The sequence below is a fragment of the Arthrobacter sp. zg-Y179 genome (genome assembly GCF_020907345.1).
Taxonomy (GTDB): Bacteria; Actinomycetota; Actinomycetes; order Actinomycetales; family Micrococcaceae; genus Arthrobacter_B; species Arthrobacter_B jinronghuae.
In genome coordinates, this window is record NZ_JAJJOB010000003.1 from 1 (window position 1) to 21,471 (window position 21,471).

The 21,471-nt window shown below is 63.3% G+C and carries 29 protein-coding genes; all 29 read right to left on the reverse strand.

All coding sequences use genetic code 11. The features are described from left to right. Positions 1-96: 96 nt before the first annotated feature. The 29 genes from rpsK to LOC56_RS02000 all read right to left on the reverse strand — a co-directional run bounded on the left by rpsK (position 97) and on the right by LOC56_RS02000 (position 20,902). Entirely contained in the window at positions 97-498 is a 402-nt protein-coding gene (gene rpsK / locus LOC56_RS01865; protein ID WP_049829160.1) for a 30S ribosomal protein S11, read from the reverse strand. 66 nt (positions 499-564) lie between these two features. Further along, positions 565-942, reverse strand: coding sequence for a 30S ribosomal protein S13 (gene rpsM, locus LOC56_RS01870; RefSeq protein WP_227903828.1), 378 nt, complete (start codon positions 940-942; stop codon positions 565-567). A 201-nt stretch (positions 943-1,143) separates the two neighbouring features. After that, a complete protein-coding gene (gene rpmJ / locus LOC56_RS01875; RefSeq protein WP_012397712.1) occupies positions 1,144-1,257 on the reverse strand; it encodes a 50S ribosomal protein L36 in 114 nt (37 codons plus the stop codon). An 83-nt stretch (positions 1,258-1,340) separates the two neighbouring features. After that, positions 1,341-1,562, reverse strand: coding sequence for a translation initiation factor IF-1 (gene infA / locus LOC56_RS01880; protein ID WP_055239372.1), 222 nt, complete (start codon positions 1,560-1,562; stop codon positions 1,341-1,343). 299 nt (positions 1,563-1,861) lie between these two features. Continuing rightward, on the reverse strand, positions 1,862-2,686 hold the full coding sequence (gene map / locus LOC56_RS01885; protein WP_229949985.1) for a type I methionyl aminopeptidase: 825 nt from the start codon (positions 2,684-2,686) through the stop codon (positions 1,862-1,864). Positions 2,687-2,731: 45 nt separating this feature from the next. After that, positions 2,732-3,304 (reverse strand): adenylate kinase, encoded by a 573-nt coding sequence (locus LOC56_RS01890; protein ID WP_229949987.1) that lies wholly within the window; start codon positions 3,302-3,304, stop codon positions 2,732-2,734. After that, positions 3,301-4,611 carry a preprotein translocase subunit SecY gene (gene secY, locus LOC56_RS01895; protein WP_229949988.1) on the reverse strand — a complete coding sequence of 437 codons (1,311 nt, stop codon included), beginning with the start codon at positions 4,609-4,611 and terminating at the stop codon, positions 3,301-3,303. The genes LOC56_RS01890 and secY overlap by 4 nt, the downstream gene beginning before the upstream one ends. Positions 4,612-4,856: 245 nt before the next feature. Further along, positions 4,857-5,312, reverse strand: coding sequence for a 50S ribosomal protein L15 (rplO, locus tag LOC56_RS01900; protein WP_229949990.1), 456 nt, complete (start codon positions 5,310-5,312; stop codon positions 4,857-4,859). A 1-nt stretch (position 5,313) separates the two neighbouring features. Further along, positions 5,314-5,526: a 50S ribosomal protein L30 gene (rpmD, locus tag LOC56_RS01905; RefSeq protein WP_227918717.1), complete on the reverse strand. Its 213-nt coding sequence runs from the start codon at positions 5,524-5,526 to the stop codon at positions 5,314-5,316. Next, the gene (rpsE, locus tag LOC56_RS01910) at positions 5,526-6,206 is read right to left on the reverse strand and encodes a 30S ribosomal protein S5 (protein ID WP_227918719.1); all 681 of its coding nucleotides are present in this window, start codon (positions 6,204-6,206) and stop codon (positions 5,526-5,528) included. Before rpsE ends, rpmD begins: the two co-directional genes overlap by 1 nt. Positions 6,207-6,235: 29 nt before the next feature. Then, positions 6,236-6,619 carry a 50S ribosomal protein L18 gene (rplR, locus tag LOC56_RS01915; RefSeq protein WP_229949992.1) on the reverse strand — a complete coding sequence of 128 codons (384 nt, stop codon included), beginning with the start codon at positions 6,617-6,619 and terminating at the stop codon, positions 6,236-6,238. Positions 6,620-6,621: 2 nt separating this feature from the next. Beyond that, positions 6,622-7,158, reverse strand: a complete 537-nt coding sequence (rplF, locus tag LOC56_RS01920; protein WP_227918724.1) for a 50S ribosomal protein L6 — start codon at positions 7,156-7,158, stop codon at positions 6,622-6,624. 18 nt (positions 7,159-7,176) lie between these two features. Continuing rightward, positions 7,177-7,575 (reverse strand): 30S ribosomal protein S8, encoded by a 399-nt coding sequence (gene rpsH / locus LOC56_RS01925; RefSeq protein WP_146361106.1) that lies wholly within the window; start codon positions 7,573-7,575, stop codon positions 7,177-7,179. A 90-nt stretch (positions 7,576-7,665) separates the two neighbouring features. Then, positions 7,666-8,235, reverse strand: a complete 570-nt coding sequence (gene rplE, locus LOC56_RS01930) for a 50S ribosomal protein L5 (RefSeq protein WP_227918727.1) — start codon at positions 8,233-8,235, stop codon at positions 7,666-7,668. Continuing rightward, positions 8,235-8,594 carry a 50S ribosomal protein L24 gene (gene rplX / locus LOC56_RS01935; RefSeq protein WP_227918730.1) on the reverse strand — a complete coding sequence of 120 codons (360 nt, stop codon included), beginning with the start codon at positions 8,592-8,594 and terminating at the stop codon, positions 8,235-8,237. Before rplX ends, rplE begins: the two co-directional genes overlap by 1 nt. Positions 8,595-8,597: 3 nt before the next feature. After that, entirely contained in the window at positions 8,598-8,966 is a 369-nt protein-coding gene (gene rplN, locus LOC56_RS01940; RefSeq protein WP_055239356.1) for a 50S ribosomal protein L14, read from the reverse strand. A gap of 380 nt (positions 8,967-9,346) precedes the next feature. After that, positions 9,347-9,652, reverse strand: coding sequence for a 30S ribosomal protein S17 (gene rpsQ, locus LOC56_RS01945; RefSeq protein WP_279326965.1), 306 nt, complete (start codon positions 9,650-9,652; stop codon positions 9,347-9,349). After that, positions 9,649-9,978, reverse strand: coding sequence for a 50S ribosomal protein L29 (gene rpmC / locus LOC56_RS16150; RefSeq protein ID WP_146361098.1), 330 nt, complete (start codon positions 9,976-9,978; stop codon positions 9,649-9,651). The genes rpsQ and rpmC overlap by 4 nt, the downstream gene beginning before the upstream one ends. A gap of 2 nt (positions 9,979-9,980) precedes the next feature. Beyond that, positions 9,981-10,397, reverse strand: coding sequence for a 50S ribosomal protein L16 (gene rplP, locus LOC56_RS01955; protein ID WP_055239353.1), 417 nt, complete (start codon positions 10,395-10,397; stop codon positions 9,981-9,983). Continuing rightward, entirely contained in the window at positions 10,398-11,240 is an 843-nt protein-coding gene (gene rpsC / locus LOC56_RS01960) for a 30S ribosomal protein S3 (RefSeq protein WP_227918732.1), read from the reverse strand. It abuts the gene before it with no gap. Further along, complete coding sequence (gene rplV, locus LOC56_RS01965; RefSeq protein WP_227918735.1) at positions 11,241-11,606, reverse strand: 50S ribosomal protein L22; 366 nt, start codon at positions 11,604-11,606, stop codon at positions 11,241-11,243. A 38-nt stretch (positions 11,607-11,644) separates the two neighbouring features. After that, positions 11,645-11,926 (reverse strand): 30S ribosomal protein S19, encoded by a 282-nt coding sequence (gene rpsS, locus LOC56_RS01970; protein ID WP_104052734.1) that lies wholly within the window; start codon positions 11,924-11,926, stop codon positions 11,645-11,647. Positions 11,927-11,938: 12 nt separating this feature from the next. Next, positions 11,939-12,778, reverse strand: a complete 840-nt coding sequence (gene rplB, locus LOC56_RS01975; RefSeq protein WP_229947290.1) for a 50S ribosomal protein L2 — start codon at positions 12,776-12,778, stop codon at positions 11,939-11,941. A 30-nt stretch (positions 12,779-12,808) separates the two neighbouring features. Then, a complete protein-coding gene (rplW, locus tag LOC56_RS01980; RefSeq protein WP_104052736.1) occupies positions 12,809-13,114 on the reverse strand; it encodes a 50S ribosomal protein L23 in 306 nt (101 codons plus the stop codon). Next, positions 13,111-13,725 (reverse strand): 50S ribosomal protein L4, encoded by a 615-nt coding sequence (gene rplD, locus LOC56_RS01985; RefSeq protein ID WP_227918737.1) that lies wholly within the window; start codon positions 13,723-13,725, stop codon positions 13,111-13,113. Before rplD ends, rplW begins: the two co-directional genes overlap by 4 nt. Before the next feature lie 4 nt (positions 13,726-13,729). Continuing rightward, the gene (gene rplC / locus LOC56_RS01990; protein WP_229947286.1) at positions 13,730-14,386 is read right to left on the reverse strand and encodes a 50S ribosomal protein L3; all 657 of its coding nucleotides are present in this window, start codon (positions 14,384-14,386) and stop codon (positions 13,730-13,732) included. Between the two features lie 17 nt (positions 14,387-14,403). Beyond that, positions 14,404-14,712 carry a 30S ribosomal protein S10 gene (rpsJ, locus tag LOC56_RS01995; RefSeq protein WP_146361073.1) on the reverse strand — a complete coding sequence of 103 codons (309 nt, stop codon included), beginning with the start codon at positions 14,710-14,712 and terminating at the stop codon, positions 14,404-14,406. A gap of 509 nt (positions 14,713-15,221) precedes the next feature. Then, the gene (locus LOC56_RS16155; RefSeq protein ID WP_269437926.1) at positions 15,222-15,353 is read right to left on the reverse strand and encodes a hypothetical protein; all 132 of its coding nucleotides are present in this window, start codon (positions 15,351-15,353) and stop codon (positions 15,222-15,224) included. 203 nt (positions 15,354-15,556) lie between these two features. Continuing rightward, entirely contained in the window at positions 15,557-20,902 is a 5,346-nt protein-coding gene (locus LOC56_RS02000; protein WP_229950028.1) for a hypothetical protein, read from the reverse strand. Positions 20,903-21,471 lie beyond the last annotated feature (569 nt).

Below are 21,471 nucleotides of genomic sequence, written 5' to 3' on the forward strand. Positions count from 1 at the left end.
GCCGGCAAACCCCCAGCCCGGCCCGGGCCCCCCCGGGGGGGCCCCCCACTTTGGAAAGTGGGCTGCCCGCCGGGGAAACCGGAACCGCAGTGCTGCTTATACGCGGCGGCGCTTCGGGGGACGGCAACCGTTGTGTGCGCTCGGGGTGACATCCTGAATGGAGCCAACCTCCAGGCCGGTGGCCTGCAGCGAACGGATGGCGGTCTCGCGACCGGAGCCCGGGCCCTTCACGAAGACGTCGACCTTGCGGACGCCGTGCTCCTGTGCGCGCTTTGCGGCAGCTTCAGCAGCCATCTGAGCAGCGAACGGGGTGGACTTACGCGAGCCCTTGAAGCCAACCTCACCGGCGGAAGCCCATGAGATAACAGCACCGGACGGGTCCGTGATGGACACGATGGTGTTGTTGAAGGTGCTCTTGATATGCGCCTGGCCGAGCGCGATATTCTTCTTATCCTTGCGACGCGGTTTGCGGACCGCTCCACGAGTCTTGGGGGGCATTACTTCTCCTACAAAGAGTTTGGTTTAGGTGGCCCGGATTCGGGCCGTGGCCGAAAGACCGCTTATTTAGCGGCCGGCCTTCTTCTTACCGGCAACGGTGCGCTTCGGGCCCTTGCGGGTACGAGCGTTGGTCTTCGTGCGCTGACCGTGGACGGGCATGCCGCGGCGGTGCCGGATGCCCTGGTAGCTGCCGATTTCAACCTTGCGGCGGATGTCGGCGGCCACCTCACGGCGGAGGTCACCCTCAACCTTGAAGTTGCCCTCGATGTAGTCACGCAGCTGAACGAGTTCAGCGTCGGTGAGGTCCTTGACGCGAGTTTCCGGGCTGATGCCGGTCTCTACAAGGGTCTGCTCTGCACGGGTCTTGCCCACGCCGTAGATGTAGGTAAGCGCAATCACTACCCGCTTTTCGCGGGGAATGTCAACGCCAGCGAGACGTGCCATATCGGCGGTTCTCCTTTGGTTATTACCGGAGGTCTGAAGCAGTGCGTCCCTGTTGCCAGGTCCCCGGCCTCCGTACCGGGGGTATGCGTCACGCGTATAGACGCTGCACTGCCATATTGAATTAACTACGCGTGGGCTGATCCCTGAAATCAGGGGCCCTCTTACCGTTGTCCTTGCGGACCCCGGAGCTAGAGAAGCTGATTAGCCCTGACGCTGCTTGTGGCGCGGGTTCTCGCAGATCACCATGACTCGACCGTTACGGCGAATCACCTTGCACTTATCGCAGATCTGCTTGACGCTCGGCTGGACCTTCATGGTTTTCCTTTGCGTGGTTGCAGGGTTGAGCTTGAACGGTCAGTGAACCGGCAATGCGGTCCGCTGTCCGTCTTTGCAGCGGTTTATTTGTAGCGGTAGACGATGCGACCCCGGGTGAGGTCGTACGGGCTAAGTTCCACCACAACGCGGTCTCCAGGGAGGATGCGAATGTAGTGTTGACGCATCTTTCCCGAGATGTGTGCGAGCACAATGTGGCCGTTGGCCAGCTCAACGCGGAACATCGCGTTGGGCAGGGCTTCGTTTACCGAGCCCTCGATCTCAATGACGCCGTCTTTCTTGGCCATATCCTCCGCTAACGTCTGTGTCACCGGCTAGAAGCCGGCAACGGTTTTTCGAATGTGGCCGTCACCCCGGCCCAGCCGGCCGCATCGGCGCACATGGCATCGAAAGCGGTCAATCCGGGCACGAATGTAGAGACAACCAACAGATAACTCTACGGGAAGACCCCCCATAAGTTAAATCGCTCCCGCTGTCCAGTTCGCGGCACGTCACTTTGGTCCGCCTGTTTCCGCTCCCCCAACGCCGGCAGGCCCCGTTCCGGAAGGGAACGGGGCCTGCTGGTTTGGTACATGCGAAGGATTCCCTAGGGAATCGGAACCGGGGTGACGCCCAGCGGTTCCAGCCGTGAGGCGCCGCCGTCGGGCGCCGTGAGCACCCAGATCCCCTTTTCATGGATCGCGACGGAGTGCTCCCACTGGCTGGAACGGCTGCCGTCTTCGGTGACAACTGTCCAGTCATCATCGAGCGTGCGGGTGAGGATCTTGCCGCGCACCAGCATCGGCTCGATGGCCAGGCACAGGCCCGGCCGAAGCTTCGGCCCCCGGTGTCCCGTGCGGTAGTTAAGGACGTCAGGTGCCTGGTGCATCTCAGTGCCGATGCCGTGGCCCACATAGTCCTCGAGGATTCCCAGTTTCTTACCCGGGACGCTGTTGACGTAGTCATCCACGGCGTCGCCGATATCGCCCACGAACTTGCCCTTCGCGGCAGCGGCAATGCCGTGCCACATGGCATTCTCGGTGACGTCCGACAGCCGCTGGTCCTCCGGATCCGGCGTACCCACGATCACGGTACGCGCGGAGTCAGAGTGCCAGCCGTTCACCACTGCACCGCCGTCAATGGAAATGATGTCGCCGTCCTGCAGCACCCGGTCCCCCGGAATGCCGTGGACAACTTCTTCATTCACTGACGTGCAGACCGTGGCCGGGTAGTCGTAGTACCCCAGGAAGTTGGAGGTAGCTCCCGCTTCTTTGAGCACCCGCGCAAAAACTGCATCGATTTCGCGTGTACTGACGCCGACGTCGGCGGCCTTGACCGCCGCGTCGAGCGCTGAGATCAGAACAAGGCCGGCTTCGCGCATGATGCGCATCTGCTCGTTGGTTTTGTATTCGATTCGAGGCTGGCCGAACATGTGTCTTCTAACTTCCTAGCGGATAACTTTTTGCGCCGGTCTTTCTTAGCGCAGGTCCTTCAGTGCTTCCATAACGCGCTCGGTAACTTCGTCGATGCCGCCGAGGCCATCCACCCGGGTGACGATTCCGCGGTCCTCGTAGCGGGCGACGACGTCGGCCGTCTGCTGCGTGTAGAGGTCCAGGCGGTGCCGGATGACGTCTTCGGTGTCGTCGCTGCGGCCCTCGAGCTCCGCGCGCCGGAGCAGGCGGGCGACGAGTTCGTCGTCGTCGGCGGTCAGCAGGAGCACCGCGTCGAGCTTCTGGCCGTTGCCGGCCAGGATGTCGTCGAGTTCCTCCACCTGCGCCACTGTGCGCGGGTAGCCGTCCAGCAGGAAGCCCGATTCGACGTCGCCGTCAGCCAGCCGGCTGCGGACCATGGCGTTGGTGACGGTATCCGGAACGAAGTTGCCGGCGTCGATGTACTTCTTCGCCTCCACGCCCAGGGGCGTCTCCTCTTTCACGTTCGAGCGGAAAATGTCGCCCGTTGATATTGCCGTGACACCGAGCCGGTCCGAAATCCGAGCGGCCTGAGTTCCTTTACCGGCGCCGGGAGGCCCGATAATGAGCATTCTTGTCATCGCAATAACCCTTCGTAGTGACGTTGCTGGAGCTGCGCGTCAATTTGCTTAACCGTTTCCAGTCCCACACCAACCATGATGAGGATTGACGTTCCGCCGAACGGGAAGTTCTGGTTAGCTCCAACCAACACCAGAGCAATCAGCGGGATCAGGGCAACAAAGCCCAGGTAAAGGGCGCCGGGCAGCGTGATCCGGGAGAGCACGTACTGCAGGTATTCGGCGGTGGGGCGGCCGGCCCGGATGCCGGGAATGAAGCCGCCGTACTTCTTCATGTTCTCCGAAACTTCGTCCGGGTTGAACGTGATGGAGACGTAGAAGTAGGTGAAGAAGACAATCAGCAGGAAGTACACCAGCATGTACAGCGGGTGGTCGCCGCTGACGAGGTAGTTGTTGATCCAGACCACCCATCCCGGCGGCGTGCCCTGCGCAGGTGTATTGAACTGCGCCAGCAGGCTGGGCAGGTAAAGCATGGAGGACGCGAAGATCACGGGGATCACGCCGGCCATGTTCACCTTGATCGGGATGTAGGTGTTGGTGCCGCCGACCGTCCGCCGGCCGACCATGCGCTTGGCGTACTGCACCGGAATGCGGCGCTGCGACTGCTCCACGAAAATGACCAGGGCCACCGTCAGGACGCCCACGGCGATGACGGCCAGGAAGATGGTCCAGCCCTGCGCACTGAGGATGGCGCCAAGGGCGCTGGGGAAGGACGCCGCGATGGAGGTGAAGATGAGCAGCGACATACCGTTGCCCACACCCTTTTCCGTGACGAGCTCGCCCATCCACATGATGACGCCGGTACCGGCGGTCAGCGTAACGATGAGCAGCAGGACGGTGACCATGTTGTCATCCGGGATGATCGGCAGGGCGCACTGGTTGTTGAAGAGCGCGCCCGAACGGGCCAGGGAGACGACCGTCGTCGCGTTGAGCAGGCCCAGCGCGATGGTGAGGTACCGGGTGTACTGGGTCAGCTTCGACTGGCCCTGCTGACCCTCCTCATAGAGGGCCTGGAAGTGCGGGATCACAACGCGCAGCAGCTGAACAATGATGCTGGCGGTGATGTAGGGCATGATGCCGAGGGCAAAGATGGAGACCTGCAGCAGCGCACCGCCGCTGAAAAGATTGACGAACTGGTAAATACCACCCGAGGTGGCACCCAGATTCAAGCACTGCTGCACATTGCCGTAGTCAACACCCGGGGCCGGGATAAAAGCACCCATGCGGAAGATAGTGATGATTCCCAGCGTAAACAACAGCTTGCGTCGCAGGTCTGGTGTCCGGAAAGCCCGGCCAATAGCGCTAAGCAAGCGTCCTCCTGAAGTTTGGAAAGTCCGATCCGGACTTGTGACAGAAACAGAGTCTAGCCGCTCACGGCCCGTACTGCGTTAACGCCGTACGGGACGCGGTAGTTGCCTTAAACGGAACTGAACTCCCGGCGGACCGGATAGGGTCCGCCAGGAGTTCAGTGGTGAAACGTTGGATCGTGCGCCCCTCCCCCGCCGGTATACGCAATGCGTCCGGACGGGGAGGGCAACAGACCCGCCACGAGGTCTTAGACCGTGGTGGTGGATCCGCCGGCTGCGGCGATCTTTTCTGCAGCGCTGGCGGAGAAGGCGTTGGCCGAGACATCAACCTTGACGGTGATGTCGCCGGAGCCGAGTACCTTCACGGGCTGGTTCTTGCGAACCGCACCCTTGGCAACCAGTGCTTCGATGTCCACGGCGCCGCCTTCGGGGAACAGCTCCGAGATCTTGTCCAGGTTTACAACCTGGAACTCGACCCGGAACGGGTTCTTGAAGCCGCGCAGCTTCGGCAGACGCATGTGCAGCGGAAGCTGCCCGCCTGCGAAGCCTGCCTTGATCTGGTAGCGAGCAGCCGTACCCTTGGTACCGCGGCCTGCCGTCTTACCCTTGGAACCTTCACCGCGGCCTACGCGGGTCTTGGCCGTCTTGGCACCGGGTGCCGGACGCAGGTGATGGACCTTCAGAGTTCTGTTTTCTTCGGGCATGTTACTTCGCCTCCTCAACCTTCACGAGGTGCGGAACCGTGTTGATCATGCCAACGGTCACTGCATCAGCAGTACGGACGACGGAGTCGCCGATGTGCTTCAGGCCCAGTGAACGCAGCGTGTCGCGCTGATTCTGCTTACCACCGATGGTGGACTTGATCTGAGTGATTTCCAGTCGAGCCGTGCTAACGACGACGTTCTTCGGAGTCGACATCAGGCACCTGCCTTCTGCATGTTGCGGAGCATCGCGTAGGGAACGACCTGGTCGAGCGGAAGGCCGCGGCGTGCTGCCACTGCCTGGGGCTCTTCGAGGCGCTTCAGCGCATCAACCGTGGCGTGCACGATGTTGATGGCGTTGGAGGACCCGAGCGACTTGGACAGGACGTCATGGATACCGGCGCATTCGAGAATGGCGCGGACCGGACCACCGGCGATAACACCGGTACCGGGGGAAGCCGGACGCAGCAGGACTACGCCTGCAGCAGCTTCACCCTGGACGAGGTGCGGGATGGTTCCACCGATGCGCGGGACGCGGAAGAAGGTCTTCTTGGCTTCTTCAACGGCCTTTGCGATAGCGGAGGGAACTTCCTTTGCCTTGCCGTAGCCAACGCCGACCATGCCGTTGCCGTCACCGACAACAACGAGGGCGGTGAAGCTGAAGCGACGACCACCCTTGACCACCTTGGCAACGCGGTTGATGGTCACGACGCGTTCAATGAACTTGTCCTTCTCATCGTTGCGTCCGCCGTCGCGGCCACCGCGGCCACCGCGTTCGCCGCGGCCTCCACGGTCGGAGCCGCGCTGCTCGCCGCGACGTCCGCCGCGGCGGTCGTCGGTACCGGTGGCTGCGGCTTCCTTGGTCTCAGTTGCCTCAGCAGCTGTAGCTTCAGTCACCTGATTTTCCTTTTCCTTGTTTACCTCGGTCACAGTGCCAGCCCACCTTCGCGTGCGCCGTCTGCAACTGCGGCAATACGGCCGTGGTAGCGGTTACCACCGCGGTCAAAGACAACGGCTTCGATGCCGGCGGCCTTGGACCGCTCAGCAACGAGTTCGCCGACGCGCTTGGCCTTGGCGGTCTTGTCGCCGTCCAGTGCACGCAGATCCGCTTCCATGGTGGAGGCGGAAGCCACGGTTACGCCGCGGGTGTCATCGACAACCTGGACGAAGATGTGGCGGGCAGAGCGGTTGACCACGAGGCGCGGACGAACCGCGGTTCCGGAAATCCGCTTGCGGATACGCAGCTGGCGACGGCTGCGCAGGGCAGACTTGCTCTTGCTGTTTCGCTTCTTATTAATGCTGATGGCCATGGTTACTTACCAGCCTTTCCGACCTTGCGGCGGACAATCTCGCCGGCGTAACGAATACCCTTGCCCTTGTACGGGTCGGGCTTACGCAGCTTGCGGATGTTGGCGGAAACCTCGCCCACCTGCTGCTTGTCGATACCGGACACGGTGACCTTCGTCGGGGCGACCACGGTAAGCGTGATGCCTTCGGGGGCCGCGACGGGGACCGGGTGGCTGTAGCCCAGGGCGAACTCGAGGTCCGCACCCTTCGCGACAACGCGGTAACCGGTACCAACGATTTCCAGATCCTTCTTGTAGCCCTCGGTCACGCCGGTGATCATGTTGGCGATCAGCGTGCGGGTCAGGCCGTGGAGGGAGCGGGATTCACGCTCGTCGTTCGGGCGGGTAACGGTGATGGTGCCGTCTTCAAGCGTTGCCGTGATCGGGCTGGGCACAGTGTGGCTCAGCTCGCCCTTGGCGCCCTTGACGGATACAACGTTGCCGTTGATGGCGATATCTACTCCGGCAGGAACCGGGATGGGCAGACGTCCAATACGTGACATTTTTCTTTCCCTTCCCTGCTACCAGACGTAGGCGAGGACTTCCCCACCTACACCCTTCTTGGCGGCCTGGCGGTCGGTCAGAAGACCTGACGACGTCGACAGGATTGCGATACCCAGACCACCCAGCACGTGCGGCAGGTTGGTGGACTTCGCGTAAACGCGCAGACCGGGCTTGGAGATACGGCGAACGCCGGCGATGGAACGCTCGCGGTTCGGACCGAACTTGAGATCCAGGGTCAGCTTCTTGCCGACCTCGGCCTCTTCTTCCTTCCAGCCGGCGATGTAGCCCTCGGCCTTCAGGATGTCAGCAACGCGCGCCTTGAGCTTGCTGTAAGGCATGGACACGGAATCGTGGTATGCCGAGTTTGCATTGCGCAGACGCGTGAGCATATCTGCGACAGGATCTGTCATTGTCATTTGGGCTCTTGCCCTCCCTCGTAACGGTTTCCTGCAGGATCCCCGTGCGGCGTCGCCTCACGGATCTCCGTCGGACCTGTTACGTAGTAATTAATCTTCGGATTTGAACGGGAAGCCGAGCGCCTTCAGCAGCGCGCGTCCCTCGTCATCGGTCTTTGCGGTGGTAACCACGGTGATGTCCATGCCGCGTACGCGGTCGATCTTGTCCTGATCGATTTCGTGGAACATCGACTGCTCGGTCAGACCGAACGTGTAGTTGCCGTTGCCGTCGAACTGCTTGCCGTTCAGGCCGCGGAAGTCACGGATACGGGGCAGTGCCAGGGTGACCAAACGGTCCACGAATTCCCACATGCGGTCGCCACGCAGCGTAACGTGCGTACCGATCGGCATGCCTTCGCGCAGCTTGAACTGAGCGATGGACTTGCGTGCCTTGGTGACCTGGGGCTTCTGGCCCGTGATCTGGGTGAGGTCGCGTACCGCACCGTCAATGAGCTTGGAGTCCTTAGCGGCATCTCCAACACCCATGTTCACAACCACCTTGACGAGGCGGGGAACCTGGTTGACGTTCGAGTAGTTGAATTCGTCCTGCAGGGTCTGCTTGATCTCCGCTGCGTAGCGGGTCTTCAGACGGGGGACGATCTTGGTGACAGTCTCAGTCATTAGAGGTCCTTCCCAGAGCCCTTGGCCACGCGGATACGCACAGTGCGCTCACGGCCATCTTTTTCGACGGTTTCAGTGCGGAAGCCAACGCGGGTCGGCTTCTTGGTCTCCGGGTCGACAATGGCGACGTTGGAAACGTGGATCGGGGCTTCAACAACCTCGATGCCGCCGGTCTTGGAACCGCGGGAGGACTGGCCAACCTTGGTGTGCTTGGTGACGCGGTTGATGCCTTCAACGAGGATGCGGTTGCTCTCGGGGAAAACCTTCAGAACCTTGCCCTGCTTGCCGCGGTCTCCGCCGCGCTCAGCCTTAGCACCGGTGATGACCTGAACGAGGTCACCCTTCTTGATTTTTGCCATGGACTACAGCACCTCCGGAGCCAGCGAAATGATCTTCATGAACTTCTTGTCGCGAAGTTCGCGGCCGACGGGCCCGAAGATACGGGTACCGCGGGGGTCGCCGTCATTCTTCAAGATCACTGCAGCGTTCTCATCGAACTTGATGTAGGAACCGTCCTGGCGGCGGCGTTCCTTCTTGGTACGGACGATGACGGCCTTGACCACGTCGCCCTTTTTGACGTTGCCGCCGGGAATTGCATCCTTGACGGTGGCAACAATGGTGTCGCCAATGCCTGCGTAGCGACGGCCGGATCCACCGAGAACGCGGATGGTCAAGATTTCCTTGGCACCCGTGTTGTCGGCGACCTTCAGTCGCGACTCCTGCTGAATCACTTATTACTCCTGTCGTCGCGCCGGTTCTCGAAATGAGCCTTGCGGAACGGATATGGGTGGACCCCGTAATACTGGTACTCAACGCCGGGCGGGCCGGCCGCACGCCAGTGCAGCCGCCTTACGCGGCGTCGAACAAGATTATCGGGCTTTTGTCTCATTCGGCGGTGAGGAAGCGGTATCGGAGCCCCGGTTCGAGACCGGATTCCGGACACACTTCCGCACCACACAGACAAGATTTCAAGTTTATCGCGAAAAGGCCCCGGAAGCGAAATCGAAGATGATAACGCGGCCGGGGCCCTCACGCTGTGGACGGTGCCGGTGTGTTCTCCGCTTGCGCGGACAACACACCGGCGGGCCGGCCGGTACTTCTTACTACTAGGTTACTTGGCCTTTTCGAGGATCTCGACCAGGCGCCACCGCTTGGTAGCGGACAGCGGCCGGGTCTCGGCGATCAGCACGAGGTCACCAATGCCGGCAGCGTTCTGCTCGTCATGGGCCTTGCGCTTCTCGGTCCGGCGAATAACCTTGCCGTAAAGGGCGTGCTTCACGCGGTCTTCAACCTGGACGACGATGGTCTTGTCCATCTTGTCCGAGACCACGTAGCCGCGTGCGGTCTTCCGGTACCCGCGGGCATCGGCGCCGTTTGCGTCAGTTGTCACTGCTGCCTCATTCTTGTTTTCGCTCACTTGGCATCATCCTCAGCGACCTTGGCTTCAGCTTCAGACTTGTCAGCCTTCTTCTTTGACTTCTTCGGTGCCTCGGGTGCTGCTTCCTCAACGGGAGCGACAACCTCGGGACGAATGCCCAGCTCGCGCTCACGCAGCACCGTGTAGATGCGGGCGATATCGCGCTTGACTGCACGCAGACGACCGTGGTTTTCCAGCTGGCCGGTGGCCGACTGGAAGCGGAGGTTGAACAGCTCCTCCTTGGCCTTGCGCAGTTCTTCTACGAGACGGTCCTTATCGAAGCCGTCCAGCTGCTCAGTTGTCAGCTCTTTTGATCCAACTGCCATTTCTATTCACCACCCTCGCGACGCACAATGCGTGCCTTCAACGGCAGCTTATGGATCGCCAGGCGCAGGGCCTCACGAGCTACCTCTTCGGAAACACCGGAGAGTTCGAACAGAACCCGGCCCGGCTTGACGTTTGCAACCCACCACTCCGGAGAACCCTTACCGGAACCCATACGGGTTTCAGCAGGCTTCTTCGTCAGCGGACGGTCCGGGTAGATGTTGATCCAGACCTTACCGCCGCGCTTGATGTGGCGTGTCATGGCAATACGCGCAGCTTCAATCTGGCGGTTGGTGACGTATGCAGGCGTCAGAGCCTGGATACCCCACTCGCCGAAGCTGACGGCGGTGCCGCCGGTTGCAGCGCCGGAGCGACCCGGGTGGTGCTGCTTACGGTACTTGACTCGACGTGGGATAAGCATTTAAGCCTGTCCTCCTTCTGCTGCGGGGGCAGCTGCCTCAGCGGCCGGAGCCTCTGCAGCAGCAGGCGCGGCGGCTTTGTCGCCGCGCTCGGGACGACGACGGCGGTCGCCGCCACGGTCACCGCGGTCGGCCGGGCCGCGGCCCGGACGATCGTTGGAGCGTCCGCGGGACGGTGCAGCAGCCTGCTGCGCAGCCAGTTCCTTGGCGGTAACGTCGCCCTTGTAGATCCAGACCTTGACGCCGATGCGGCCGAAGGTGGTCTTGGCTTCGAAGAAACCGTAGTCGATCTGCGCGCGGAGGGTGTGCAGGGGCACACGGCCTTCGCGGTAGAACTCGGAACGGCTCATTTCAGCGCCGCCCAGACGGCCGGAGCACTGGATACGGATACCCTTGGCGCCTGCACGCTGTGCGGACTGGATGGCCTTCTTCATCGCACGGCGGAAAGCCACGCGGGAAGAGAGCTGCTCTGCAACGCCCTGGGCAACCAGCTGTGCTTCCATCTCGGGGTTCTTGACCTCGAGGATGTTCAGCTGGACCTGCTTGCCGGTGAGCTTTTCGAGCTCGCCGCGGATGCGGTCTGCTTCGGCGCCGCGGCGGCCGATCACGATGCCCGGACGTGCGGTGTGGATATCCACACGGACACGGTCACGGGTGCGCTCGATCTCAACCTTGGCGATGCCGGCGCGGTCCATGCCGGTGGACATCAGCTGACGGATCTTGATGTCCTCGCGGACGAAGTCCTTGTAACGCTGGCCCGGCTTGTTGCTGTCAGCAAACCAGTGCGATACGTGGTCAGTGGTGATGCCGAGTCGGAACCCGTGCGGGTTTACCTTCTGTCCCACTTAGCGTTCCTCCTCGATCGTAGGGGTTGCGACTACCACGGTGACGTGGCTGGTCCGCTTGTTGATGCGGTAGGCGCGGCCCTGGGCCCGCGGCTGGAACCGCTTCATGGTGGGTCCTTCGTCAACGAATGCTTCGCTGACGAAGAGGTCACCCTCGTCGAAGGCCACGCCGTCACGGTCCGCGAGGACACGTGCATTGGCCATAGCCGACTGAATTACCTTAAGTACCGGCTCCGAAGCTGCCTGGGGGGCAAACTTCAGAATTGCCAGAGCCTCATTCGCTTGCTTGCCACGAACAAGGTTGACGACGCGCCGGGCCTTCATAGGCGTTACGCGGATATGACGCGCAATTGCCTTGGCTTCCATTGCTTTCCTTCTCTCGTCTTCTGCCGAAAGAGCAGCGCCTAGCGGCGCTTGCCCTTGCGGTCGTCCTTCACATGGCCGCGGAATGTCCGCGTCAGAGCGAATTCGCCGAGCTTGTGCCCGACCATCGACTCGGTGACAAACACCGGAATGTGCTTACGTCCGTCGTGTACGGCGATCGTGTGCCCGAGCATGTCGGGGATGATCATCGAACGGCGGGACCACGTCTTGATGACGTTCTTGGTGCCCTTTTCGTTTTCGGCCGCTACCTTGAGAAACAGGTGCTGGTCGACGAAGGGGCCTTTCTTCAGGCTGCGTGGCATGTTTCCAGGCTCCTATCGCTTGTTCTTGCCGGAACGACGGCGACGCACAATGAGGTTGTCGCTCTCTTTATTGGGACGGCGGGTACGGCCTTCGCGCTTACCGTTCGGGTTGACCGGGTGGCGTCCACCGGAGGTCTTACCTTCACCACCACCGTGCGGGTGATCGACCGGGTTCATGGCGACACCACGGACGGTCGGGCGTACGCCCTTCCAGCGCATACGGCCGGCCTTGCCCCAGTTGATGTTCGACTGCTCGGCGTTGCCGACCTCGCCGACGGTGGCGCGGCAGCGCACATCCACGTTGCGGATTTCGCCGGAGGGCAGACGCAGCTGGGCGAAGCGGCCTTCCTTGGCGACAAGCTGAACGGATGCACCGGCGGAGCGGGCCATCTTGGCGCCGCCGCCCGGACGCAGTTCAACGGCGTGGATGGTGGTACCCACGGGGATGTTACGCAGGGGCAGGTTGTTGCCGGGCTTGATATCAGCGCCGGCGCCTGCCTCTACGAAGTCGCCCTGCTTGAGCTTGTTCGGAGCAATGATGTAACGCTTGGTGCCATCAACGTAGTGCAGCAGCGCAATGCGGGCGGTACGGTTCGGATCGTATTCGATCTCGGCAACGCGTGCGTTGACGCCGTCCTTGTCGTGGCGGCGGAAGTCGATCAGACGGTACTGACGCTTGTGTCCACCACCCTTGTGCCTGGTCGTGATCTTACCGGTGTTGTTACGGCCGCCCTTTTTGGGCAGCGGACGTACCAACGACTTTTCCGGCGTCGACCGCGTGATTTCGGTGAAGTCGGCTACGCTCGAGCCGCGACGGCCCGGGGTAGTCGGCTTGTATTTACGGATTCCCATTATTTATTCCTCGTTAAAGTGGTCTCCGCCCTAGCTGAGCGGACCGCCGAAGATGTCGATTGTGCCGTCCTTGAGGGTGACAATTGCGCGCTTGGTGTTCTTGCGCTGTCCCCATCCGAACTTGGTGCGCTTACGCTTACCGGCACGGTTGATGGTGTTGATCGAGTCGACCTTGACGGAGAAGATTTTCTCCACGGCCAGCTTGATCTCGGTCTTGTTGGAGCGGGGGTCGACCAGGAAGGTGTACTTACCTTCGTCGATCAGGCCGTAGCTCTTTTCCGAGACGACGGGTGCAAGCACTACGTCGCGCGGGTCCTTAGCGGTGGTCGCGCTCACTTGGCGTCCTCCTTGACTGTGTTCTTGCCGACGAACTCGTCGTAGGCAGCCTTGGTGAAGACCACGTCGTCGGCAACAAGCACGTCATAGGTGTTCAGCTGATCTACGTAGATCACGTGAACAGCCGGAACGTTGCGCACTGAAAGTGCGGCAACATCGTTGGCGCGCTCGATAACAACGAGCAGGTTCTTGCGGTCGGAAACCGAACGCAGGGCGCTCAGTGCGTCCTTGGTGGAGGGCTTGGTGCCTTCAACCAGGGATTCGAGGACGTGGATACGGCCGTTGCGTGCCCGGTCCGACAGGGCGCCGCGCAGTGCAGCAGCCTTCATCTTCTTGGGGGTGCGCTGGCTGTAATCGCGGGGCGTCGGTCCGTGGACTACGCCGCCGCCGGTCATGTGAGGAGCACGGATGGAGCCCTGACGAGCCCGGCCGGTGCCCTTCTGCTTGAACGGCTTGCGGCCTGCGCCGCTTACCTCGGCGCGCGTCTTCGTCTTGTGCGTACCCTGGCGGGCGGCTGCAAGCTGAGCAACTACCACCTGGTGGAGCAGCGGTACGTTCGTCTGAACGTCGAAGATCTCTGCGGGGAATTCAACAGTGGTTTCGTTAGCCATGAGACTAATCTCCCTTCACGGCAGTGCGTACGAGGACGACCTGGCCGCGGGCGCCGGGAACGGCACCCTTGATCAGCAGGAGCGACTTCTCGGCGTCCACACCGTGAACCGTGAGGTTCATGGTGGTGTGACGGACGCCGCCCATGCGGCCCGCCATCCGAACGCCCTTGAAGACGCGGCCCGGGGTGGATGCGCCACCGATGGAACCCGGCTTACGGTGGTTCTTGTGTGCACCGTGGGAGGCACCAACGCCATGGAAGCCGTGACGCTTCATGACACCGGCAAAGCCCTTACCCTTGGAGGTTCCGGTGACGTCGACCTTCTGGCCGGCTGCGAACATCTCAACAGAGAGTTCCTGGCCCAGCTCATAGGTGTCGGCATCTGCGGTACGCAGTTCAACTACGTGGCGGCGCGGCGTGACGCCGGCCTTTTCAAAGTGGCCGGCCAGCGGCTTGGTCACCTTGCGCGGGTCGATCTGGCCGTAGCCGATCTGAACGGCGGTGTAGCCGTCCTTTTCCGCGTTGCGCAGCTGCGTGATGACGTTGGAGTCAGCCTGGACGACGGTTACGGGGATGAGCTTGTTGTTCTCGTCCCAAACCTGGGTCATGCCGAGCTTGGTGCCCAGCAGTCCCTTTACCTGGCGTGTAAGTGAAGTAGACATAAGTATCCGCTCCCCCCCTACAGCTTGATTTCGATGTTCACGTCTGCAGGCAGGTCGAGACGCATGAGCGAGTCAACGGCCTTAGGCGTGGGGTCAATGATGTCGATCAGGCGCTTGTGCGTGCGCATTTCAAAGTGCTCGCGGCTGTCCTTGTACTTGTGCGGCGAACGGATAACAACGTAAACGTTCTTTTCCGTGGGCAGCGGCACAGGGCCTACTACCGTTGCGCCTGCACGCGTGACCGTCTCAACGATCTTCCGTGCTGATACGTCAATGACCTCGTGGTCATACGACTTCAGCCGGATGCGGATTTTTTGTCCCGCCATGGCGTCGTGCCTCTTTCTTCGAGTAATGCTCTCTGTACAGTTTTTGCACCGAACTGCCTTACGGCCTGGCGCCCCTCCAACAGACTGAATCCGGATAATTCCGGGTTCCTCACCCTGCCGAGGCTCCGACCCCCGCGCTCGGGCGTGTCGCGGTGTTGAGACCAACGACGCCGAGCAAGAATAGGGGCGGGTTATATATGGGCTCTTTCCCTGAAGGATCCGACCCTGCATCAGGCATTATCCTGACCGGGACGAAATCTCACCACTGCCTGATCCCTGCTGTTCGCAGGAACATGGGCGCGTGTGGGCACAAAAGCGCTTGAACAACTTCTCTAGTCTGCCAGACTCAGGCACGTATGGCTAATCAGGGATCTTTCACCGGAGGTCTCCCTCCGGGGTCCCGACGCCGCGCTGCCCAAGTCCGTTCACGCTGCTCGAGGGGTAAACCCCACAAGGCGCAGCGCGTTAACTTCCACCAGTCTAACGCACCGCCGGCGGCACCTTAAAAGTCAGGATCCGCCGTCCCGGTTGGCCCGGCGGATGCGCCTGGCCCGCTCAATCTCGGGGCGGAACCGCTTGCGGGACCACCCGACACCTGCAGCCACTGCGGCCACGATCACCAGAAGGATAAGGAATTCCATGGTCCGAGCCTAGCGGAGCCATTGTCCCGGCGTCAGAGGGCACGGCACTCCCTGCCGGTGCACGGCAGCCGGCGCACGGCATTGCCTGGCCTCTCTTGACCCAGCGGCTACCGGCTAGGCCCGGCTCGGCCTAGCTCGGCCGGGCCGGGCCGTGCCTCCACCCCTCTCCCCTGCGCTGCACGTATCCAGAATCCATCGGGACGTCAGTGCGTGCGGTCCTCCTCCGGGGCCTGCGTGCGGCCCGGAGCGTTTGCGTCCGTTCCGGGACCGGCGTTGCTGCCCGGTACAATTCCCGCTCCATCCGCACTGCCGGTGTTCGAGGGGCCGGACACCGCAGGGGCACTCCCCTGCGCCGGGTACGCCGGCGCAGGCGGTGCCGGGGGTGCCGGGGGTGCCGGGGGTGGCGACCCGTTTGCTGGTCCGTGCGGTGCCGACCCGTTTGCCGGTCCCTGCGGTGCCGACCCGTTTGCCGGTCCCTGCGGAGTGGACCCGCCTGCCGGCACCGTAAGGGCCGGCGCGTCCCCCTGCGTGGTTTGAACAGATGGAGTCCCAGGCTCCTCGGTCCGCACGCGGGTGAGCCGCCAGACGGCCAAAGCGATCAGCCCGATGCCCAGCAGGGCCAGGAGCAGGAATGTGTAACCGCGCAGGTACCAAAGCACTGCCAGCGCCACACCGGCCGCGCCCCACAGGGTGAACAGCCTTCTGCTCGCCAGGAGGCCGAAGGCCAGGAGCCCGGCGTGTGCCACGAGCGCCCAGAGCTGTTTTCCGCCTCCACCGAAGATGACCGTGGACAGACCGCTGGCGGAAAGGATGACGGCCGAAACCGCCAGGACGGCGGTGCCCCGCTGGTCGCGTTTACGAAGGAACTCGTAAGCTGCGAATCCGGCCAGGACAGCGGCCCAATACTGCAGGGACCAGAATCCGCTGACGTTGCCCAACACGAGCCAGCCCATCCGCTGCACCGCCAGTGCAGCTACCAGTACGGCGGCCTGCACGGCCGGCTCGCGGAACCGGACGGGAACCTCGACCAGGGCCAACGCCAAAGCAGCAACCACGGTCAGTGCACCGGCTGCGGCCGACGAGTCGGGGGCCATTGCCGGTATCGCTGCCAGGGTCGGGATGAGGGCCGAGGCCGAGCCCAGGATGCGCCGGCGGAGCTGTGAGGGCGAAATGGCTCCCTCCACACCACCGGGCCGCGAGGTTTCCGCTGAACGAAGTGGGGTGAGGAAACGGAGGGCCTGGAGAACAGCCGCGGTCACCCAGAACGGCAGAAGCGAAGCAAAGCCGATATCCCCGCTGCCGGCAAGGACAGTATCGAAGAGTCCCCCGAACAGGGCCATCATTCCCACGGTGAGCAGGATCGGCGTCCCGACGGCCAGCCACGCAAGGCTGCGGGCAGAGGAGACGACCAGGAAGATTGCCGCACCCAGGACGAAGGCAGCAGCCAGCAGGAACCGGTTGTCTATGGCCACGCTGATCACCAGGACAGTGGCGGTATAGCCGACGGCAGCTACCAGCAGTGCCGTACGGGTGGGCTTATCGAGGGACCTGCGCGCTTCCCCGCACAATGCCGCCGCTGCGAGGACGAGCAGGACTGATCCTGCCGTGCCGCCGGCGAGCAGCGGTTCCGGAAGCGGTCCCCGGCTGCTGAACTGCAGCAGGTTGGTGAGGACCAGCGGAAGCGCACCCAACGCGTACACGGCGGGATAGACAACCCAGGCTGACCTCGGGTGCCGCTCCGCACGGCGCAGAGGGAACCCCGCCGCAGCCGTGATGAGGAGCAGGAGCAGGTGCAGCGAGACGACGTCGCGTTGGGTTGCCGTTCCGGCAAGGAAGCTGTAGAAGATCGGAAGCAGTGCGAGCAATGCGATGCTCAGCCACTGCGACGTTTCGGAATATCCCATGTCCTCGAGTCGGCGATGCAGCAGGGTGCGGAACAGTTGCTGTAGTGCCAGTGCTGCGGCGCCGGCAATGAACAGGCCGTGCATGCCGACGCCGAGGTCGGCAGCCACGAGCACCGTCTGGACCACCACCAGGCCCTGCACGCCGAGGAGGTAGAGACCACGGTTGCTTTCCGTGCGCTTCAGTGCGAGATACGCAAAGTAGGCCAGTGCTGCCAGAACCAGCAGTTCGTAGCCGCGCAGCCCCAGTATTCCGGCACCTACCGCCGCCGAAGCGGCGAATCCTGCCAGCGCCGCTGCTTCATACCGATCGGGAAGCAACAGTGACGTGGCAACATTTGCGGCATGCGCGAGCCAGAGGAGCGCCAAGGTCCAGCCGGGCCCGTGTCCCTCCACTGCGCGGGATGCGGCAGTAGCCAGCAGCGCCACCAGTGCGGCCGCGGTGAGGAACTCGGCAGCGAACCTCAGCGGCCTGCCCCTCCGCACCCGGATGACGGCGGCCAACTGGCTGAACACTGCCACGGCAGCCGCACAGAGAACAAGGAACATCAGCATGCCGCTTTGCACTGCCGGCCCCTGCAATCCGACATATGCCAGGGGGACTCCTGCTGATGCAGCCAGGCCGCCCCACCGCACCCATGATGCAAGCCCCAGCGGCTCCAGCATCCCCGCAAAGAAGGTCCGCAGCGCCTGCCCGACAGCAATACCGACCGCCACGGCAGCGAAGACCTGGTGAACGTCCCCGGTCAGGTCGGCCGCCACCAGCCCGGCGAGGATAACCGCCAGGATATGGACGGCCAGGAGATAGGCGCCGCGGAGGGGATTGCTGCGGCCCAGAACGAGGTACGTGCAGTAGGCAAGGGCTGCCACCACCAGGATCTCGTACCCCCTGATCCCCAGGACCCCCGCGCCAACGACGGCGGCGGCTGCGAAGCCGGCGGGTGCAGTCAGTGCCAACCAGCTGCGGCGAAGCATCAGCGCGGTAAACACGTTGACACCAAGCGCCGCTGCGAGCACGGCCATGGTGGCAACTGCTCCGTTGTCTTCCGCCGCCCGTACGCCGGTCTCCAGCAGCAGCACCAGTCCTGCTGCAGCGGCGGCGCCAACCGGAGCCGTGGTAACACGCTTACGTCCGGCGATGCCGGGAGTTCCACTGGAAGCTGCGGTAGAGGAGACCGGCGAACCGGTATCGGCCGCGCCGCGTTCACCGAAGCGCGTCCGCCCTGTCGCCCCAAGCGTGTAGGCGCCCTGGGTGAGGACCGCGGAACCGACGCCGATGAGCAGCAGGACAACACCTGTCTCCGAACGTGCTGCGGTGTAGGTAAGGAGGTAATACAGCGGGGGCAGCATCGCCAGCACGGTGGCGGTTGTCCAGAGGAGCGCCTGGGCGAGTCCGAGCCCGCGGAGTTGCCGGTCCAGGAGGATCCGCAGGAGGTGCTGGGCAGCCAGGCAGGCCGCCATGGCAATGAAGATGCCGTGCACCCCCGCTCCGAGGTCTGCAGCAATCAGGGCAGCCAGGGCAGTGAGTTGGGCCTGTCCTGCCGCCAGGTAGTAGGTCCGGTGCGTCTTGGGTGCCAGCTTCCAGGCCAGGACGGCACAGTAGCAAAGAGCAGCTGCTGCAAGCAGTTCGTAGCCCCTGACGCCCAGGACACCTGCACCCATAAGTGCAGCAGCAACGAAACCGGCCGGTGCAGCAAGGAGGTACCTTCCACCGGGTCGGAGAACGGATGTCAAAACGTTTCCGGCCACAACGGTCCACAGGCCCACCAAGGTCAGGGTTAGCCCCGGCGATTCCTGGAAGCGGAGCAGCAGCGTCAGGACCACCGCGGCAGCAGCCGCAGCGGTGATGGCTGCACCCGGGAAGCGTTCGGGTTTTGCGCGCCGGGTGCGGACAACCGAAACGGCCTGGTTGGCCGTCAGTGCGAGCACCGCGGTGACGAGGGCCCAGGCTCCTGCATTGACCCCGGACACTTCGACAAGGGAGGCAAGGACGGTCAAGGACACCAGCAGGACGGCGGCAGCACGTGCGGTGAGGACGAATACCAGGCGTTCCTTCGCGCCGCCCCGCACCGCACGGATCACCAGATAGCCAGCGAGGACTGCGGTGGCCAGGACGCCCGGCCACAGTGCTTCGCCGGGCATCAGCGCATTAGGTACGAAGGCGAGGGCGGCCGGCACCGGCACGGCGTACTCAAGGCGTCCGCCCAGTTTCCAGGCGGCGGCGAAATACGTCAGCAGGACTACGACGACGGTTCCTGCGAAGGCAACGGAACTTCCCGAAGACTGCCACTCGCGAACCACGTACCAGAGTCCTGCTACCAGTGCGGTGCACGCCTGCAGGACCAACAGGGCGGCCACATCGACGCGGAAGAATCTACCCGCAGCTTCTTCGGGGGCAACCGCCGGCTTCTTCTTGAGGCTGACGGTTGCCGCCGTTGAAGCCCCGGACTCGGATACCGGGGCGGGAGACGGCGGGGCGGGCGGTGCCGGCGGTGCCGGCACGGGCACAGGCTTATTGCCCTGTCCCGCAGCCGGTGCCTGCGGATCGGAAGCCCCTGTTCGTACAGTTCCCGCCTCCGGGCGGGAACGCTCGTCGACGTCCCGGTCCAAGGGCAGCCCGGTGCTCCTGGATGCCACCTGCAACAGGGCCGCGGCACCGTAGATGGGGCGGCGTGCCAGGACACCTGCTGTCTGGACCGCAACCTGCACCGCGAACGCGAGCAGCGTGAGCTGGGTGCTGTCCGTAGCGGAATAGAACAGGGACGTAAGTCCCACGGTGCCGGCCGCCCGCAGCCCGTAGCTGTTGACGAGCTGGTGGCGGGCGGGGCCCTGCCAGAGCATTACGGCGTAGTAGAGGGCGAATGCGAGGAACAGGATCCCCAGCTGCGCCGAGCTTAGCTGGCCGGAGATTTGGACGGAGGCGATGGCCGTAGCCGGAACCAGGTAGCGGTGGGAACGGACAAATGCATCTACGTAGAGATTGTGCAGCCAGCCCGGACGCCGAACTGCAGCGAGGCTGATCAGGGTGGCGAGAATGACCGTGAAGAGGAAGTACCAGACGATTCCCCAGCGCAGTGCCGCACCGGAAGCCAGTCCCGAGGACAGCAGGAACGTCAGGGCAAGATAGGTGACTACCCGGCTTTCAATCTTTGCGGCGGCGTACGCAAACGCCGCGGTTCCGACCACCGAGGTGACAAGCCAGGCTGCAGGCCCGTCCGGAAGCACGAAATTGAACAGGGCTAGTCCGACCACGGGGATCAAGGCCAGGCCAGTACCCGTAAACGCTACGGCTGCCGGCCGAAGGCGGGCGCTCCGGGCATGTATGACCAGCCCTGAAATGTAGAACAGGGCCGTGACAGCGACAACTCCGAAGAAGCGGGCCTCTGCCGGGATGGCCAGCCCGATGAACAGCGCGGCAGCAGCCACCAGCAGGAGGCTGGCGGAGTAGAGCGTGATGTTGATGTTGCGCAGGTCCCGGCGTCGTTTTTCTTCCTTCAGCTCCGCTTCGGTCTTGACCGGCGGGACCGGTCGAGGCGGGACCGGTCGAGGCAGGACCGGTCGAGGCAGGACGGGAACGATGCGGTTCGGGGCACCGGGCGCTGGGACGGCGACCGGCGGGTGGCCGCCCGGCCCTCCGGCAGGAGGCACAGCCGCTGATGGAGCATGGGACTGAGACGAGGGAACCGTGTACGAGGAGACATACGAAGCAGCGGGTGCAGGGGCTGCAGCAGGGGCGGGTGCAGCAGTGCGTGCACCAGGTGCAGCGGGGGCGGGTGCAGCAGTGCGTGCACCAGGTGCAGCGGGGGCGGGTGCAGCAGTGCGTGCACCAGGTGCAGCGGGGGCGGGTGCAGCAGTGCGTGCACCAGGTGCAGCGGGAGCCGGCGTGACGGCAGGAGGCCCAGCAGGGCCCGGCGCCGCGGCAGGACTCGAAGCGGCGGGGCCCGAAGCGGCAGGAGCAGGTGCCGCGGCGGGTTGCTGGAAGCGCACTGCTGCATCCCTGAATCCCGCCCGGTAACCGTCCTCGTAAATTTGGGCCGGCGGCGGCAGCGGCCTGCCGAGGCTGTCCACGGGGCGGGCGGCTTTTTTACCTGCCGCCCGCCCGATGGCGAAACTGGCTGCGGCTGCTGCCAGGAATAAGAGAAAGACCCCCATGAAACTGCTACCTTCCGGTTCGAGTTCGACTGGAGACCATCCTAGGGTGCTGCAGCTCACATCCC

Excerpts from the sequence above, each read along its gene's own strand:
- rpsJ (WP_146361073.1), bottom strand. The coding sequence starts at position 14,712 with ATGGCGGGACAAAAAATCCGCATCCGGCTGAAGTCGTATGACCACGAG.
- rplC (WP_229947286.1), bottom strand. The coding sequence starts at position 14,386 with ATGTCTACTTCACTTACACGCCAGGTAAAGGGACTGCTGGGCACCAAG.
- rplR (WP_229949992.1), bottom strand. The coding sequence starts at position 6,619 with ATGGCCATCAGCATTAATAAGAAGCGAAACAGCAAGAGCAAGTCTGCC.
- rplP (WP_055239353.1), bottom strand. The coding sequence starts at position 10,397 with ATGCTTATCCCACGTCGAGTCAAGTACCGTAAGCAGCACCACCCGGGT.
- rpsH (WP_146361106.1), bottom strand. The coding sequence starts at position 7,575 with ATGACAATGACAGATCCTGTCGCAGATATGCTCACGCGTCTGCGCAAT.
- rpmJ (WP_012397712.1), bottom strand. The coding sequence starts at position 1,257 with ATGAAGGTCCAGCCGAGCGTCAAGCAGATCTGCGATAAGTGCAAGGTG.
- rplV (WP_227918735.1), bottom strand. The coding sequence starts at position 11,606 with ATGGAAGCCAAGGCAATTGCGCGTCATATCCGCGTAACGCCTATGAAG.
- rpmC (WP_146361098.1), bottom strand. The coding sequence starts at position 9,978 with ATGGCAGTTGGATCAAAAGAGCTGACAACTGAGCAGCTGGACGGCTTC.
- rpsK (WP_049829160.1), bottom strand. The coding sequence starts at position 498 with ATGCCCCCCAAGACTCGTGGAGCGGTCCGCAAACCGCGTCGCAAGGAT.
- infA (WP_055239372.1), bottom strand. The coding sequence starts at position 1,562 with ATGGCCAAGAAAGACGGCGTCATTGAGATCGAGGGCTCGGTAAACGAA.
- rplB (WP_229947290.1), bottom strand. The coding sequence starts at position 12,778 with ATGGGAATCCGTAAATACAAGCCGACTACCCCGGGCCGTCGCGGCTCG.
- map (WP_229949985.1), bottom strand. The coding sequence starts at position 2,686 with ATGTTCGGCCAGCCTCGAATCGAATACAAAACCAACGAGCAGATGCGC.
- rpsS (WP_104052734.1), bottom strand. The coding sequence starts at position 11,926 with ATGCCACGCAGCCTGAAGAAAGGCCCCTTCGTCGACCAGCACCTGTTT.
- rplX (WP_227918730.1), bottom strand. The coding sequence starts at position 8,594 with ATGGCAAAAATCAAGAAGGGTGACCTCGTTCAGGTCATCACCGGTGCT.
- LOC56_RS01890 (WP_229949987.1), bottom strand. The coding sequence starts at position 3,304 with ATGACAAGAATGCTCATTATCGGGCCTCCCGGCGCCGGTAAAGGAACT.
- rplE (WP_227918727.1), bottom strand. The coding sequence starts at position 8,235 with ATGACTGAGACTGTCACCAAGATCGTCCCCCGTCTGAAGACCCGCTAC.
- rpmD (WP_227918717.1), bottom strand. The coding sequence starts at position 5,526 with ATGTCGACTCCGAAGAACGTCGTCGTTAGCACGGCTCGACTGGAAATC.
- rpsM (WP_227903828.1), bottom strand. The coding sequence starts at position 942 with ATGGCACGTCTCGCTGGCGTTGACATTCCCCGCGAAAAGCGGGTAGTG.
- rplO (WP_229949990.1), bottom strand. The coding sequence starts at position 5,312 with ATGCCCGAAGAAAACAGAACTCTGAAGGTCCATCACCTGCGTCCGGCA.
- rplF (WP_227918724.1), bottom strand. The coding sequence starts at position 7,158 with ATGTCACGTATTGGACGTCTGCCCATCCCGGTTCCTGCCGGAGTAGAT.
- LOC56_RS16155 (WP_269437926.1), bottom strand. The coding sequence starts at position 15,353 with ATGGAATTCCTTATCCTTCTGGTGATCGTGGCCGCAGTGGCTGCAGGT.
- rplD (WP_227918737.1), bottom strand. The coding sequence starts at position 13,725 with ATGGCTAACGAAACCACTGTTGAATTCCCCGCAGAGATCTTCGACGTT.